Annotated in this window: 18 protein-coding genes; 10 read left to right on the forward strand and 8 right to left on the reverse strand. The window is 69.7% G+C overall.

What is annotated here, in order from left to right:
- Positions 1 to 130: 130 nt before the first annotated feature.
- The gene (locus tag ACFWY5_RS51540; protein ID WP_379611326.1) at positions 131 to 847 is read right to left on the reverse strand and encodes an oxidoreductase; all 717 of its coding nucleotides are present in this window, start codon (positions 845 to 847) and stop codon (positions 131 to 133) included.
- A 239-nt stretch (positions 848 to 1,086) separates the two neighbouring features.
- Between ACFWY5_RS51540 and acs the strand changes: the two genes are divergently transcribed.
- From acs to ACFWY5_RS51570, 6 genes are all read left to right on the forward strand, one after another.
- Complete coding sequence (gene acs, locus ACFWY5_RS51545; RefSeq protein ID WP_379611325.1) at positions 1,087 to 3,060, forward strand: acetate--CoA ligase; 1,974 nt, start codon at positions 1,087 to 1,089, stop codon at positions 3,058 to 3,060.
- A 145-nt stretch (positions 3,061 to 3,205) separates the two neighbouring features.
- Complete coding sequence (gene nhaA, locus ACFWY5_RS51550) at positions 3,206 to 4,432, forward strand: Na+/H+ antiporter NhaA (RefSeq protein WP_379611324.1); 1,227 nt, start codon at positions 3,206 to 3,208, stop codon at positions 4,430 to 4,432.
- 31 nt (positions 4,433 to 4,463) lie between these two features.
- Positions 4,464 to 4,913 (forward strand): phage holin family protein, encoded by a 450-nt coding sequence (locus ACFWY5_RS51555; RefSeq protein WP_379639435.1) that lies wholly within the window; start codon positions 4,464 to 4,466, stop codon positions 4,911 to 4,913.
- Positions 4,903 to 5,817 (forward strand): alpha/beta fold hydrolase, encoded by a 915-nt coding sequence (locus tag ACFWY5_RS51560; RefSeq protein WP_379639436.1) that lies wholly within the window; start codon positions 4,903 to 4,905, stop codon positions 5,815 to 5,817. The genes ACFWY5_RS51555 and ACFWY5_RS51560 overlap by 11 nt, the downstream gene beginning before the upstream one ends.
- A complete protein-coding gene (locus ACFWY5_RS51565; protein WP_379611321.1) occupies positions 5,814 to 6,260 on the forward strand; it encodes a DUF309 domain-containing protein in 447 nt (148 codons plus the stop codon). Before ACFWY5_RS51560 ends, ACFWY5_RS51565 begins: the two co-directional genes overlap by 4 nt.
- A 20-nt stretch (positions 6,261 to 6,280) precedes the next feature.
- The gene (locus ACFWY5_RS51570) at positions 6,281 to 6,895 is read left to right on the forward strand and encodes a pentapeptide repeat-containing protein (RefSeq protein ID WP_379611319.1); all 615 of its coding nucleotides are present in this window, start codon (positions 6,281 to 6,283) and stop codon (positions 6,893 to 6,895) included.
- A gap of 5 nt (positions 6,896 to 6,900) precedes the next feature.
- Here the strand turns inward: ACFWY5_RS51570 and ACFWY5_RS51575 are convergent, their stop codons facing one another.
- Positions 6,901 to 8,091 carry a MarP family serine protease gene (locus ACFWY5_RS51575; protein WP_379639437.1) on the reverse strand — a complete coding sequence of 397 codons (1,191 nt, stop codon included), beginning with the start codon at positions 8,089 to 8,091 and terminating at the stop codon, positions 6,901 to 6,903.
- An 81-nt stretch (positions 8,092 to 8,172) separates the two neighbouring features.
- On the opposite strand from ACFWY5_RS51575, the gene ACFWY5_RS51580 reads away from it, so the two are divergent.
- Positions 8,173 to 8,493 carry a hypothetical protein gene (locus tag ACFWY5_RS51580; RefSeq protein WP_379611317.1) on the forward strand — a complete coding sequence of 107 codons (321 nt, stop codon included), beginning with the start codon at positions 8,173 to 8,175 and terminating at the stop codon, positions 8,491 to 8,493.
- Here ACFWY5_RS51580 and ACFWY5_RS51585 read toward each other — a convergent pair.
- On the reverse strand, positions 8,440 to 9,090 hold the full coding sequence (locus ACFWY5_RS51585) for an NUDIX hydrolase (RefSeq protein ID WP_379611316.1): 651 nt from the start codon (positions 9,088 to 9,090) through the stop codon (positions 8,440 to 8,442). The two genes, ACFWY5_RS51580 and ACFWY5_RS51585, sit on opposite strands and share 54 nt — an antisense overlap.
- Positions 9,091 to 9,154: 64 nt before the next feature.
- Entirely contained in the window at positions 9,155 to 9,811 is a 657-nt protein-coding gene (gene nth / locus ACFWY5_RS51590; RefSeq protein WP_379639438.1) for an endonuclease III, read from the reverse strand.
- A gap of 107 nt (positions 9,812 to 9,918) precedes the next feature.
- Here nth and ACFWY5_RS51595 point away from each other — a divergent pair, with 107 nt between their 5' ends.
- The 3 genes from ACFWY5_RS51595 (at position 9,919) to ACFWY5_RS51605 (ending at position 11,930) form a co-directional block, all read left to right on the forward strand.
- Positions 9,919 to 10,599: a Crp/Fnr family transcriptional regulator gene (locus ACFWY5_RS51595; protein ID WP_184958766.1), complete on the forward strand. Its 681-nt coding sequence runs from the start codon at positions 9,919 to 9,921 to the stop codon at positions 10,597 to 10,599.
- Positions 10,600 to 10,732: 133 nt separating this feature from the next.
- The gene (locus ACFWY5_RS51600; RefSeq protein WP_379639440.1) at positions 10,733 to 11,305 is read left to right on the forward strand and encodes an MFS transporter; all 573 of its coding nucleotides are present in this window, start codon (positions 10,733 to 10,735) and stop codon (positions 11,303 to 11,305) included.
- 100 nt (positions 11,306 to 11,405) lie between these two features.
- Positions 11,406 to 11,930, forward strand: coding sequence for a hypothetical protein (locus ACFWY5_RS51605; protein WP_379639441.1), 525 nt, complete (start codon positions 11,406 to 11,408; stop codon positions 11,928 to 11,930).
- A gap of 4 nt (positions 11,931 to 11,934) precedes the next feature.
- Here the strand turns inward: ACFWY5_RS51605 and ACFWY5_RS51610 are convergent, their stop codons facing one another.
- Genes ACFWY5_RS51610 through ACFWY5_RS51625 form a run of 4 tightly spaced genes read right to left on the reverse strand, consistent with a single transcriptional unit; the run spans position 11,935 to position 14,229 of the window.
- Positions 11,935 to 12,723 carry an MBL fold metallo-hydrolase gene (locus tag ACFWY5_RS51610; protein ID WP_379611310.1) on the reverse strand — a complete coding sequence of 263 codons (789 nt, stop codon included), beginning with the start codon at positions 12,721 to 12,723 and terminating at the stop codon, positions 11,935 to 11,937.
- Positions 12,720 to 13,559: an NUDIX hydrolase gene (locus ACFWY5_RS51615; RefSeq protein ID WP_379611437.1), complete on the reverse strand. Its 840-nt coding sequence runs from the start codon at positions 13,557 to 13,559 to the stop codon at positions 12,720 to 12,722. The genes ACFWY5_RS51610 and ACFWY5_RS51615 overlap by 4 nt, the downstream gene beginning before the upstream one ends.
- A 59-nt stretch (positions 13,560 to 13,618) precedes the next feature.
- The gene (locus ACFWY5_RS51620; protein WP_379611309.1) at positions 13,619 to 14,077 is read right to left on the reverse strand and encodes a RidA family protein; all 459 of its coding nucleotides are present in this window, start codon (positions 14,075 to 14,077) and stop codon (positions 13,619 to 13,621) included.
- Positions 14,074 to 14,229, reverse strand: a complete 156-nt coding sequence (locus tag ACFWY5_RS51625; RefSeq protein WP_181019660.1) for a DUF4177 domain-containing protein — start codon at positions 14,227 to 14,229, stop codon at positions 14,074 to 14,076. The genes ACFWY5_RS51620 and ACFWY5_RS51625 overlap by 4 nt, the downstream gene beginning before the upstream one ends.
- Between the last annotated feature and the right edge of the window lie 74 nt (positions 14,230 to 14,303).

Consider the following 14,303-nt stretch of genomic DNA (forward strand, 5'->3'; position numbering starts at 1 on the left):
ACGCGCGACCAGCCGCGGGAGGCGCGTCGAGACGGGCTTGACCCGATCCGACGAATTGAGGTGCACGCTTGGTAACCCGGTGTGATGCACGGCAGACGGCGTCTCACAAGCGAGGCGCCGTCAGCTATGTTCAGCCGCGTTGCATGGCCTCGCAGATCGCCGTGGTCTCCCGGACCCCGAGGCTTACCGCGGCGGCACAGTGGCGTACCCACTCGGCCACCCCGCCGTCCACGTACGCCTTCAGCCCGGCCTCGTAGTCCTGCTCAAGGTGCCCCACCTCGACGGCGACGATCGACTTCGGGTCCAGGCCGAACTCCACCAGCGTGAGCCGTTCCGCGGCGCGCGCCACGATCCCGTCCGCGCTGCCGAACGGCCGCAGGACCGCCAGTTCCGCGTGCACGATCGCGGCCAGGACCAGGGCCGGAGCCTTGGTGGGCGTCTCCAGCAGGCCGAAGAGGGCGTCCAGCCTCGGTCCTCCCGCCGACGGCCGCCCGAGCGCGTCGGGGCCGACGAGACCGGCCGCGGCCACCGAGTGGAGACGGGCCATGACCTGCCGGGGAGCCTTGCGCCAGGTCGGGCCCAGCCTGCCGACCTCCACCGAGGCCCGCAGCGCGCCCTGCACGAGCGGGTCGGACACCTCGTCGCGGCGCAGCGCGTCCAGCGTGACGTCCACGCCCTCCAGGGCGGCCGAGGCCCGCGCGCCACGCAGGGACGACTCGGTGGACACCGCGGGACGGGCCCGGCGCAGCACTCGATGCCGGTAAAGCCGGTCGACGGCTTCACGGGCCTCGTCGACGGCCTCGGGAACGCCGGGAAGCTTCGCGACTGCGGCCAGAGGGTCACTCACGCGTCCGACCTTACCTGTGGGTAACTCGCGGAGCGGCTGAGGGGGCCCATAAACCCCGACAATTTGGCCCGTTCCATCATTCTCTGCTTTCAAGATGACAACGATTCAATAGCGACTGTAATGACCAGGGATAAGCGCCACGGCCGGTACGGACCTGTCTAGACCTCTTGCTTGAGCCGCCCGCCACCTGGTGAAGTGGGACACGACCTAACCAATCTGGCCATAGAAGGAGCACTCAGGTGGCCCCGGAAACCCCTGGCACCGAGCCCCAGGCGCTGTCGAACCTGCTGCAGGAGAACCGCAGGTTCGCACCACCCGCCGACCTGGCCGCGGCCGCGAACGTGACCGCCGACGCGTACGACGAGGCGGCGGCCGACCGTCTCGGGTTTTGGGAGCGCGCCGCAGACCGTCTGACCTGGGCCAAGCGCTGGGACACCACGTTGGAGTGGAACCCGCCGTTCGCGAAATGGTTCACCGGCGGCCGGCTGAACATCGCCTACAACTGCGTCGACCGCCACGTGGAGGCCGGGCGGGGTGACAAGGTCGCCTACCACTGGGAGGGCGAGCCTGAGGGCGACAGCCGTACCCTCACCTATGCGGACCTGCAGCGGGAGGTCAACAAGACCGCCAACGCGCTCCAGGAGCTGGGTGTCGCCAAGGGTGACCGCGTGGCGATCTACATGCCGATGATCCCCGAGCTGCCGATCGCGATGCTGGCCTGCGCCCGCATCGGCGCGATCCACTCGGTGGTCTTCGGCGGCTTCTCGGCCAGCGCGCTCAAGAGCCGCATCGACGACGCCGACGCCAAGCTCGTGATCACCGCCGACGGCGGCTACCGCAGGGGCGCGCCGTCCGCGCTCAAGCCGACCGTGGACGAGGCCGTGGACCAGTGCCCGCAGATCGAGCACGTGCTCGTCGTCCGCCGGACAAATCAAGAAATTTCCACGTACGATCGGGATGTCTTCTGGGCCGACATCGTCGAGCGCCAGAGCGACCGGCACACCCCCGAGCCGCACGACGCCGAGGACCCGCTGTTCATCCTCTACACCAGCGGCACCACCGGGAAGCCGAAGGGCATCCTGCACACCACCGGCGGCTACCTCACCCAGACGTCCTGGACCCACAACGCGGTCTTCGACCTCAAGCCCGAGACCGACATCTACTGGTGCACCGCCGACATCGGCTGGGTGACCGGGCACTCCTACATCGTGTACGGCCCGCTGGCCAACGGCGCCACCAGCGTCATCTACGAGGGCACCCCCGACACCCCGCACCGCGGCAGGTTCTGGGAGATCGTGCAGAAGTACAAGATCACGATCCTCTACACCGCGCCCACCGCGATCCGGACGTTCATGAAGTGGGGCGACGACATCCCCGCGAAGTTCGACATGTCGTCCCTGCGCGTCCTCGGCTCCGTGGGCGAGCCGATCAACCCCGAGGCCTACGTCTGGTATCGGGAGCACATCGGCGCCGGCCGTACCCCCGTCGTGGACACGTGGTGGCAGACGGAGACCGGCGCGGTCATGATCAGCCCGCTCCCCGGCGTGACCAGCGCGAAGCCGGGCGCGGCGATGCGCCCGCTGCCGGGAATCGTCGCCGACGTGGTCGACGACCAGGGCCAGAGCGTGCCCAACGGAGGCGGCGGCTACCTGGCCGTCCGCGAGCCGTGGCCGTCGATGCTGCGCACGATCTGGGGCGACGACCAGCGCTACATCGACACCTACTGGTCGCGCTTCCCCGGAATGTACTTCGCCGGCGACGGCGCCAAGCGCGACGAGGACGGCGACATCTGGCTGCTCGGCCGGGTCGACGACGTCATGCTCGTGTCCGGCCACAACATCTCCACCACCGAGGTGGAGTCGGCCCTGGTCAGCCACCCGAAGGTGGCCGAGGCGGCGGTCGTGGGCGCCACCGACCCGGTGACCGGCCAGGCGATCGTCTCGTTCGTCATCCTGCGCGGTACCGCGGAGGAAGGCGCGGACATCGCCACCGAACTGCGCAACCACGTGGCCAAGACCCTCGGCCCGATCGCCAAGCCGCGCCAGATCCTGGTCGTGCCCGAGCTGCCCAAGACCCGCTCCGGCAAGATCATGCGCCGCCTGCTGCGCGACGTGGCGGAGAACCGCAGCGTAGGCGACGTCACCACGCTGGCCGACAGCACGGTGATGAACCTCATCTCGGAGAAGCTGCCCTCCGCCAAGAGCGAGGACTGAGCACCGAGGTAGAAGAAGGCCCCCATCGGTCCCGATGGGGGCCTTCCTCATGCTTGCAGGTACATTTATCACGGGTGTGCCGGGAAGTCTGGTCGGCGACAGGGGGAACCGACCCCAAAACCGCCACTCCCGAGGGGGAACCACCTTGCGCCGCGCCGCCGAGGTCTGGCCGTTCCGGCCCACCGTCCGCTACGCCCGCACGCTCGCCGAAGCGCTGCGCGCAGAGACGATCGGCGGCATCATCATGCTCGTGGCCACCGTGGCCGCGCTGATCTGGGCCAACGTCTCCTACGAGAGTTACGCCGCCCTCCGCGACACCAAGATCGGACCGGCGGCGCTCCACCTCGATCTCGAACTCGTCAAATGGGCCCAGAACGGCCTGCTGACCATCTTCTTCTTCGTGGCCGGGCTGGAGGTCAAGGAGGAGTTCGTCCACGGCGAGCTCAGCAACCTGCGCAAGGCGGCCCTGCCGATCATCGCGGCCATCGCCGGCATGATCGTCCCGGCGGCCATCTTCCTGCTGGTCAGCTGGGGTGCGCCCGAGGCAGGGCGAGGATGGGCGATCCCCACCGCGACCGACATCGCCTTCGCCCTGGCCGTCCTCGCCGTCACCGCCAGCGCGATGCCCGCGGCCCTGCGGGCGTTCCTGCTGACCAGCGCCGTCGTCGACGACCTCGGCGCGATCTCCATCATCGCGATCTTCTACACGGAGAACCTCGACCTGATCATGCTGGCGGCCGGGGTCGCGCTGATCTGCCTGTACGGGTTCCTGCAGTACAAGCGGGTCAAGGGGGTATGGATCTACCTGCCGCTGGCCCTGCTGGCGTGGTACTTCGTCGAGGTCAGCGGCGTGCACGCGACCGTCGCCGGCGTGGCGCTGGGTCTGCTCACGCGCGTGTGGGCGGACGACTCCGAGGAACGCTCGCCGTCGGAGGCCGCCGACCACCACATCCGGCCGCTTTCTGCGGGCTTCGCCGTTCCGGTCTTTGCCTTTCTGTCGGCGGGGGTGCAACTCAACTCCGCAAGCATGAGCGGTATCTTCTCCGATCGGGTAGTTCTGGGGGTGGTGGCGGGTCTCGTGCTCGGCAAGTTCCTCGGGGTCTTCGGCGGCGCCTGGCTGTCGGTACGGCTCGGCCTGGCGAGACTGTCGGAAGAGCTGCACTGGCGGGACATGGCGGCGGTGTCACTGCTGGCCGGGATCGGGTTCACGGTGTCGCTGCTCATCGGCGGCCTCGCCTACGGACACGATCCGCAGCGCGCCGACGCCGTCACCACGGGGATCCTCGCGGCCAGTCTCATCGCCTCGGTTCTGGCCGCGGTGCTTCTCCACCTCCGGGTACGCAATCGCCGCAGGGCGCTGGATGATGTTTGACATGGCCACCAGGCCCCGATAGGAGACGTTCATGCAGCAGACCACGGAAGAGGAATCCCTGGGCTCTCTCGTCGCCCAGGCGAGCCAGCAGATCTCCACGCTGGTCCGCTCGGAGATCGAGCTGGCCAAGGCCGAGCTGAGGTTCGACGCCAAACGCGTCGGCACGGCCGCGGGCCTGTTCGCCGCCGCGGCGTTCATGGCCCATCTGTGCCTGATCCTGATCTCGTTCACGATCGCGTACGTGCTGGACCAATGGCTGCCGACGTGGGCCGCCTTCCTCATCGTGACCGTCTTCTACCTGCTGGCCGCGGGGCTGCTGGTGTTCATCGGCATGCGCAGGCTCAAGGGGCTGGCCGGAATGAAGCGCACCGCGCGCTCGATCAAGGGACTCAAGGAGATCGCCGACCCCGGCGACGACCTGGTGCCGACCGCGGGCGTCGCCGGCGCACATCGCGAGCCGGTGAAGCCAGATGGCACCTGACGAGGCGTTCGTCCAGATCGAGGGACCCTGGACACACCGCGGCGTACACGCCGGCGGCACCCGCTTCCACGTCGTGGAGGCCGGTGAGGGGCCGCTCGTCCTGCTGCTGCACGGCTTCCCGCAGTTCTGGTGGACCTGGCGGCGCCAGCTCGTCTCCCTGGCCGAGGCGGGCTACCGGGCGGTCGCGGTCGACCTGCGCGGCTACGGTGGCAGCGACAAGCCGCCGCGCGGCTACGACCTGCCCACCCTGGCCGGCGACGCCACCGGCCTGATCAGGGCGCTCGGCGAGACCCGCGCGATCGTCGTCGGCCACGACTGGGGCGGCCTGATGGCCTGGACCATGGCCGTCATGGACCCCAAGAGCGTCAGCAGGCTGGTCACCGTGGGCGCGCCGCACCCGCGCCGCCTGCGCCGCACGCTGCTCACCCCCGGCCAGTTCAGGGCCAACCGCCACGCCCTGCGCTTCCAGCTGCCGATCCTGCCCGAGCGGCGGCTCGTCGCCCACGAGGGCGCGCTCGTGGGCCACCTGCTGGACGCCTGGTCGCGGCCCGGCTGGCCCGACGAGGAGACCGGCCGCACCTACCGCGAGGCCTTCCGCATCCCGGCGGTGGCCCACCTCGCCCTGGAGTACCACCGCTGGTTCGGCCGCTCCCAGCTGCGGCCCGACGGCATGCGCTACGCCAGGGCCATGCGCACCGCAGTCGAGTCGCCGACCCTGCAACTGCACGGCCTGCTCGACACCTGCGTCCTGCCGCGCACCGCGCAGGGCTCCGGCCGCTACGTCGCCGCGCCGTACCGCTGGAGGCTGATCGAGGGTGCGGGGCACTTCCCCCACGAGGAGACCCCCGAGAAGTTCGACGCAGAGCTGCTCGGGTGGCTAGCCGACCCGGAGCCTGATCGATGAGAGACCGCGACAGCGAGGGCAGGCCGCGCAACGCGCGCCCCCGCGACGAGTTCGGCCGTCCCCTGCCGTACGGCACGGCGGGGGTCCCACGCGTCCCCGACGACTACGCGCCCACCACCGAGCAGGCGCTCGACGACGGCCGCCGGTTCCTGGCCGAGGACAAGCCCTTCCACGCGCACGAGGTGTTCGAGGGCCGCTGGAAGTGCGCCCCCGACGAGGAGCGCGAGCTGTGGCAGGGCCTGGCGCAGATCTGCGTCGGCCTCACCCACCTGCAACGGGGCAACGGGCGCGGGGCCCTGACCCTCTTCAGCCGCGGCGCCGCCCGCATCCAGGGGTACGGCCCGCCGTACGACCAGGTGGGCAGGGCGGCGACGGGCTTCGGCGAGGACAGCGACGCGAGCGCCGCCATCGCCCTGATCCTGCGCGAGCTCGAACTGTCATAGCCCGCGGCTAGCCTGACGGCATGGCCGAACGCAAGCACGGGGTGCCCGCCCCGCCCACCGAGTCCGCGATCAGGTCAGGCGAGTGGGACGGCCGCGACCTCGACCATGAGACGTTCCGCCGCGTGCTGTTCGTCGACGTCGACATGACCGAGATGATCAACCGCGGCTCGGCGTTCGAGGAGTGCACGTTCTCGCAGGTGCGCTTCAACGTCTCCGAGCACGACGACTCCAGCTTCGTCAACTGCACGTTCAGGCGGTGCTCGTTCTTCGACGCCACGTTCCGGGCGTGCAAGTTCACCGGCAGCATGTTCGACGGCTGCAGCTACGGGCTGCTCAAGGTCGAGGGCGGCGACTGGTCGTTCGTCGGCCTGCCCGGCGCCGACCTGCGCGGCAGCGCCTTCCACGGGGTGCGGCTGCGCGAGGCCGACCTGACGGGGGCGCGGCTGGAGAAGGCCGAGATCCTGCGCAGCGACCTGTCGGGCGCCTGGTTGCACAGCGCCGACCTGACCGCCTGCGACCTGCGCGGTAGTGACCTGACCGCGCTCGACCCGCAGGTCACCACGGTCAAGAAGGCGATCATCGACTCCTTCCAGGCGACGGTCGTGGCCGCCGCGCTGGGCTTCGACGTGCGCTGACTCCGCTAGTCGCAGCGCTGGGTGCTGGCCGGGCTGACGTCGGCGCGTCCGGCCGACGCGTCGGGGCGGACCTCGTCGGCGGTCAGGACGTACCCGGTCTCCTCCTGGCTGATGGCCGCGGCGAAGATCACGCCGAAGACCTTGCCGTCGACGGTGAGCAGCGGGCCGCCGGAGTTGCCGGGCAGCACCTTGCCGCGGATCTGGTAGACCTGCCGGGTGACGTTCATGCTGCGGTAGATGTCGGGGCCCTTGGCGGGGATCTTGCTGCGGATGCGGGCCGGCTCTGCGGTGAAGCCCTTGCCCTTGGGGTAGCCGGCGATGATCGCGCTCTCGCCGCTCCTGGCCGTGCCGTCGAACTCCAGGTTGGGCAGGTTGAGGCCGGGCACGTGCAGGATCGCGATGTCGCGCTGCGGGTTGTAGCGGACCACGGTCGCCGCGTGCTTGTTGCCGCCCTGGTCGATGACCTCCAGGTCGCGGGTGACGCCGGCGACCACGTGCGCGTTGGTCATGATCCGTTCGGGTTCGTAGACGAAGCCGGTGCCCTCGATGTGCTTGTTGCAGCTCTCGGCGTTGCCCTGGACCTTGACGATCGACGCGCGGGCCTTCTTGAGTTTCCCGCCCTGCAGCACGCTGACGTCGGGCGGCGCGACGTTGACCAGTTGGTCGCCGCCGATCGCGTCGAACACCGGCGGGAACTCGGAGTTGTCGATGAACTGCTTGAACGGCTGCTGCCAGTTGCGCGCGGCCTGCGGGATCGCGTCGTCGACCGTGGTCAGCAGCAGCGAGTCCTTGACCTGGGTGACCAGCGGCGTGAACGAGGTCGAGACGATCAGCGAGCCGATCAGCCACGCGATGACCAGCACCGACAGCGCGCTGGCGAACGTGCCGCCCACCGCGTCGGCCAGCTTCGCCGGCTCCCAGGTGACGTGCGAGCGGACGACGGCGCCGATCGTCGAGGAGGCGAACTGGCCGATCGTCGCCGTCAGGAAGACGATCACGATGGCGAGCAGCGCCTGCTCGGTCGGGCCGCTGACCACGGCCTTGGAGATCGGCGGCGCGATGAACACCCCGAGCACCGCCCCGCCCACGAACCCCACGAAGCTCATGACGCCGATGATGAAGCCCTGCCGGTAACCCGAGATCCCGAAGGCGATCACGAGGCCGATCAAGATGAGGTCAAGCAGATCACCGCGCACGCTTCAAAGGTAACCAGCAACAGGGTCAAGTGTGCACGCCTTCGGCCAGGACGGGCTTACCCTCCGGGCTAGCGTGACGGCGTGAGCGTGCGCGAGATCGTCGAGGCGGCCCTGACCGACCCCGACCCTGCCGGACCCGTCAGAAAGCGCGCGATCAGCGCGCTGCGAGCGCGTGGGGACTCAGAGTCCTTCACCCTGGCCAGACGCCTGTGCGCGGCGGAGAGCGCGGCTGAGCGGCTGCTGGGGGTGCACATCATGGCCGACCTGAGCGCGTTCAGGCTCCGGTCGCTGCCGATCCTGCGCTACCTGGCCGTCGGCGACGACGATCCCGGTGTACGGCACGCCGCCCTAACCTCGGCGGGCCAGCTTGACGGCCTCGGGCGGCAGGTCTTCGGTCACTGACGCATCCCACGGCCGCGCGAACCCGCTCATCCCCAGCACCCCGTCCAGCAGGCTCGCGGTGAAGCCCCACACCAGCATCCCCCGCACCCTGAACGCCGGGCCCGCGTAGCCGCCCGGATGGCGCAACGTCACCCGGTTGCCCGGGTCCACCAGTTCCGCGACCGGCACCCGCTCCACCGACTCCACCTCGTCGGGGGCCGCCGCGTGCACCGCCGACGGCGCGTGCCACCAGCCCAGGACGGGGGTGACGCGGTTGTCGCTGCGCCAGATGTACACCTCGGGCATCGTGCACACGACCGTCACCCCCTGGGGCATCAGTCCGGTCTCCTCCTCGGCCTCCCTGAGCGCCGCCCGCACCGGGCCGCCGTCCTCCGGGTCGACGCCGCCGCCGGGGAAGGCGGGCTGACCGGCGTGCCTGCGTCCGCGCGAGCTGCGCTGGATCAGCAGCACGTCGGGCCCCAGGGGGCCCTCGCCGAACAGCATCAGCACCGCCGCCCGCCGGCCCGCGCCGTTGGCGGGCGGGTGCATGTCTCGGGGAGGTTGTGTGCGTACGGCTTTCGCCGCCAGTTGGTCGAGCCAGTCGGGCACCTGCGTCACGAACACCTCCAACGCGATCGAGCCCTCGCAGCTTCCCACCGGGATCGTTCGAGATCGTTCGGGATCAGGAGAACGGGCCGGGTCTGACGAGTTTCTGGGCGGCCTTCTCCTCCGTGGGGCCGGTGCCGTACGCGGGACAGAGGGCGGCCAGCGGGCACACGCCGCAGGCGGGCTTGCGGGCGTGGCAGATGCGGCGGCCGTGCCAGATGACCCGGTGGGAGAAGATGGTCCATTCCCGCTTGGGAAGGAGTTCCCCGACGACGTGCTCGATCTTGACCGGGTCGGTCTCCTCGGTCCAGCCGAAGCGGCGTACCAGGCGCTGGAAGTGGGTGTCGACGGTCAGGCCCGGGACGCCGAACGCGTTGCCGAGGACCACGTTGGCGGTCTTGCGGCCCACGCCGGGCAGGGTGACGAGGTCTTTGAGCTTGCCGGGGACCTCGCCTCGGTAGCGGTCGCAGACGGCCTGGGCCATGCCGATGATCGAGTTGGTCTTGGCACGGAAGAAGCCGGTCGACTTGATGATCGTTTCCATCTCGGCGCGGTCGGCGGCCGCGTAATCCTGGACTGTCGGATATTTCGCGAAAAGGGTTGGAGTAACCATGTTGACCCTTTTGTCCGTACACTGCGCCGAGAGGATCGTCGCGACCAGCAGCTCTAGCGGGTTACCGAAGTCGAGCTCGCAGCGGGCGTCGGGGTAGGTTTCCGCCAGTATGCGATTCATCCGGCGCGCCCTGCGCACCAGGGCGAGTCTCGACTCAGAGGGCATCTCCCTAGCCTAAGTGCGTGGCGGGAAGTGGGGTGCGTCACAATGGCAGCAGAGGAGGCAGAGTGAACACCGAAGACGTGCTGGGCAAGGCCCCCCTGTTCGCCGCGCTCGACCGTGAGAGCGCAGCGGCGCTGCGCACGAGCATCACCGAAGTCCAGCTGTCCAAGGGACAGACGCTCTTCCATGAGAACGAGACGGGCGACCGTCTCTACGTCGTGCTCGAGGGCAAGATCAAACTTTCCCGCCAGTCGCCGGACGGCCGCGAGAACCTGCTGAGCGTGCTCGGCCCGAGCGAGATGTTCGGCGAACTGTCGCTGTTCGATCCCCGGCCGCGCACCGCGACCGCCACGGCTCTGACGGATGTACGGCTGGCCGGGCTGGGCCACGACGACCTGCGCCCCTGGCTGACCGGCCGCCCCGAGGTGGCCCTGCACCTGTTGCGCGCCCTGGCCCAGCGGTTGCGGCGTACCAACGACGTCTTGGCCGACCTGGTCTTCACCGACGTACCGGGACGCGTGGCCAAGCAGTTGCTGGACCTGGCGGAACGTTTCGGCGCGAAGACCGACGACGGACTGCGCGTCCACCACGACCTGACCCAGGAAGAGCTCGCCCAGCTGGTGGGCGCCTCCAGGGAGACGGTGAACAAGGCACTGGCCGACTTCGCCCAGCGGGGCTGGCTGCGTATCGAGGCCAAGGCGGTCGTGATCCTCGACATGGACCGCCTCCACAACCGCTCCCGGTAACCGGCACCGCGAGGGGTTCAGTGGGGGCGCCATGCCCCCACAACCCCCAGCCCCTGAGCTTTGCCCTGGGCCGGCTCAGCGAAGCGCTGGTTGTTGCAAGTGGTTGTCAATCGCGGCTGAGTATTGTCCGGCGATGACTGGACGATGGCAGATGGTCGCGGCCCTGACCTTATGTGTGGCGATCTTCTCGGTGAACTGGACCGTGCTGGACGCCACCGGAACGCCCATTACCTGGGAGTTCTCCCTCACCCCGGCGATCGAGGTCATGCTGGCCTACGCCTATCCCGTGGCCCTCCTGGGAGTGCTGATCCCCGTGAAGGGGCGCCTGAGCGTGCTTCTGTGGGGGCTGGCCGGGTTCGGGCTGGTGTCGGCCGTGGGCGCCTTCGCGGTGAACGGCGGCATGCTCGTCGCCTCCCGGGTCGGGCAGGGGCTGGCGGCCGCGATCGTGCTGCGGGCCGGGTTCGAGCTCGCCAGGACGCACCTGCGTGGCACCACGTGGTGGCCGGCGGTCGCGATCCCGGCGGTGGTGGCCCTGGTGGGGCTGAACGCCGGGCCGGTGATCGGCGGCATCATCGCCTATTACGTCTCCTTCCGATGGATCCTTCTGGTCTGCGTGCCGCTGACCGTCGTCGCCGTGGTGGCGGTGGCGCTCTTCACGCCGCGTGCCCGTCCCGTGCCGGCGACCCGTACGGACTTGTCCGGATAATTCGGTGACGGCTTCACCAGGCACAACGTTCTTGTCAGCGTGATTCCAGAAACGACCGGTCGCGGGGCACACGGCTCCGCGACGGCAGAGAGGAATCCCGTTGTCCAGACTCATCAAGTCCGCGATCACCTCGGTGGCGCTGTCCGGCGCGCTCGCGCTTCTGGCCACGTCGGCCGGCGCCGTACCCAGCTCCCAGAACGGCACGCAGACCAGCGCGCAGTCCTTCACCGGCGAGAACAGCCCCTGGACCGCCCAGACGATCGGAGCCTGGGGGAACATCCCGACCGCGTCGGTCAACATCACCGTGCCCGCGGGGACGACGCGATTCGTCGACGCCCGCTTCACCGCCGAGTCCGTCTGCGTCGGCGCCGCCACCGGGTGGTGCTCCGTGCGCGTCGTCGTGGTCAACTCCGCGGGCACGACCACCGAGCTGCACCCGGTCGTGGGCACGGACTACAGGTTCGACAGCCCCGGTGACGCCGAGGAGGCGCACGCCCTGGAGCGCTTCTCCCCTCCCCTCGGCCCCGGGGCCTACACCGTCCGGGTACAGGCCCTGCGCATGACCGGCATCACCCAGTTCACCCTGGACGACTACGCGTTCGCCGTGGGCCTCATCCAGCCCTGAGCGTTCACTCGCCGTCCAGGTAGTCCAGCTGGGCTCGGACGGAGATCTCGGCGACCGGCCACAGCGAGCGGTCCACGTCCGCGTACACCACTTCGACGACCTCGCGGGGGGTCCTGGCGCCGTTCTTCCTGGCCTGGCGGATCTGGTCGAGGCGTTCGCGGCGGTGCGTGAGATAGCCGTCCAGCGCCGCCAGCGGGTTCGCCAGGACGGGGCCGTGGCCGGGCAGGAGGGCGTCGGCCTCCAGGTCCTCGGCGGTCTTCCTGAGGCGGTCCAGGCTGTGGAGGTAGTCGGTCAGGCCGCCGTCCTGGGCGATGACGGTGGTGCCGCGGCCCAGGACGGTGTCGCCGGTCAGCATCGCGCGGTCCACCGGCAGCCAGAAGCACAGGGAGTCGAAGGAGTGGCCGGGCGTGGCGTACACGTGGAGCTCCACGCCTCCGGCCCGAACCACGTCGCCGTCGGTCAGGCCCTCCGAGCCCAGGCGGTGCAGCGGGTCCAGGGCGTGGACGGGGGCGCCGACGAGTTCGGCGAAGCGCCTGGCGCCGCCGCTGTGGTCGTGGTGGCCGTGGGTGAGCAGAATGTGGCGGACCCGGCGTTCGCCCAGGTGGGCGACCACGCGGAGGAGGTGGGCCTCGTCCGACGGGCCGGGGTCGACGACGATCACCTCGTTGGTGCCGATGACCCACGTGTTGGTGCCGTCGAGCGTCATCATGCCCGGGTTGGGGGCGAGGAGGTTCTCGGCGTGAGCCGTACGGGATCCGTCGGGGGTGTCGATCGGGATGTAGAGACCGCTCATGACACCATCAACCGCATCTCTCCCTCGATTTCTACCGCTCGCGGGAGAATCGTAATGATTTTTCGCTGTACGGCCAGCGCATCCCCCACCGACGCGAAGCCGGCCAGCTCGTTGAGCGTGTGGTAGGTCGGGGGCATGAGGAAGATCTCGCCGTTGGCCGCCAGTTCGAGCGCCTCGGACGGGCGTTTCCAGGCGACCTGGTCGGCCTCGCCGCCCACGTCGCGGGTGCGCTGGCCGGGAGGCAGCACGGCGGCGAAGAAACGGGTGTCGAACCGGCGCTCCTCCATCTCGGGAGTGATCCAGTGCGCCCACGGCTTCAGCAGGTCGGAGCGGAGCACCAGGCCGCGCTTGGCCAGGAAGTCGGCGAAGGCCAGGCTCCTGTCGATCAGCGCCAGGCGGTCGGCTTCCCAGTCGGCGCCGGTGGTGTCGGCGACCACGGAATCGGTGCCGGGTCCGGCCAGCAGTACCCCTGACTCCTCGAACGTCTCGCGGACCGCCGCGCAGACCAGTCCGCGGGCGGTGCGCTCGTCGGCGTTGAAGACCTCACCCCACTGCCGGGGGGACGGCCCCGCCCAGGCCACCGCGTGGTCGGTGTCACGCGGGTCGACGGAGCCGCCGGGGAAGACGTAGGCGCCCGCGGCGAAGGCCATGGTGGTCTTGCGGCGCAGCAGATACACCTCCAGCCCTTCCCTGAACGGCCCTTCCCTGAACGGCCCTTCCCCGAACGGTCCCTCCCTGAGGATCACCACGGTGGCGGCGTCCCGGGCGGGGACCGGTTCGATGCGTCCTGCGTTGATGTCGCGAGCGCGGCCGGCCAGATCCTTCGGCAGGGGGATACCAGTCACAATGACCTCCAACTAGAACATCACTCGGTCATGGTGACATATCCGGTCCGTCAGGAAACCTCGGCGATCAGCTCCACCTCGACCGACGCCCCCAGCGGGAGCGCGGCCACCCCCACGGCGCTGCGGGCGTGCACCCCGGCGTCGCCGAAGACGTCGCGCAGCAGCTCGCTGGCGCCGTTGCCGACGCTCGGCTGGCCGGTGAAGTCGGGGGCGCTGGCCACGAAGACCACGACCTTGACGATCCGCACGACCTTCGCCAGGTCGCCGACCTGCGACTTCAGGGCGGCGATCGCGTTCAGCGCGCAGATGCGGGCGTGGCCGGCGGCCTCCTCGGCCGTGAGGTCGGCGCCGACCCTGCCGGAGCCGACCAGCTTGCCCTCCACCATGGGCACCTGGCCCGAGGTGTAGACGAGGTCACCGGTGCGTACGGCGGGGATGTAGGCGGCCAGCGGAGGTACGACCTCGGGCAGCGTCAGCCCGAGATCGGCGATTTTCTCCTCGGGGGTCATGCCTTCTCCCGCTTGAAGTAGGCGACCAGGTTCTCGGCGTTGGGGCCCGGCACGATCTGGACCAGTTCCCAGCCGTCGGAGCCGAAGTTGTCCAGGATCATCTTGGTGTTGTGGATCAGCAGCGGGGCTGTGAGGTACTCCCATTTCTTCATGCGGCTCAGCGTAGTGTGACGGAGCTCAAAGGCCCCGCAGGAGGTTTCCGTAAGTGACCGCCAGGTAGCCTCGA

The sequence above is a fragment of the Nonomuraea sp. NPDC059007 genome, from assembly GCF_042740555.1.
Taxonomy (GTDB): Bacteria; Actinomycetota; Actinomycetes; order Streptosporangiales; family Streptosporangiaceae; genus Nonomuraea.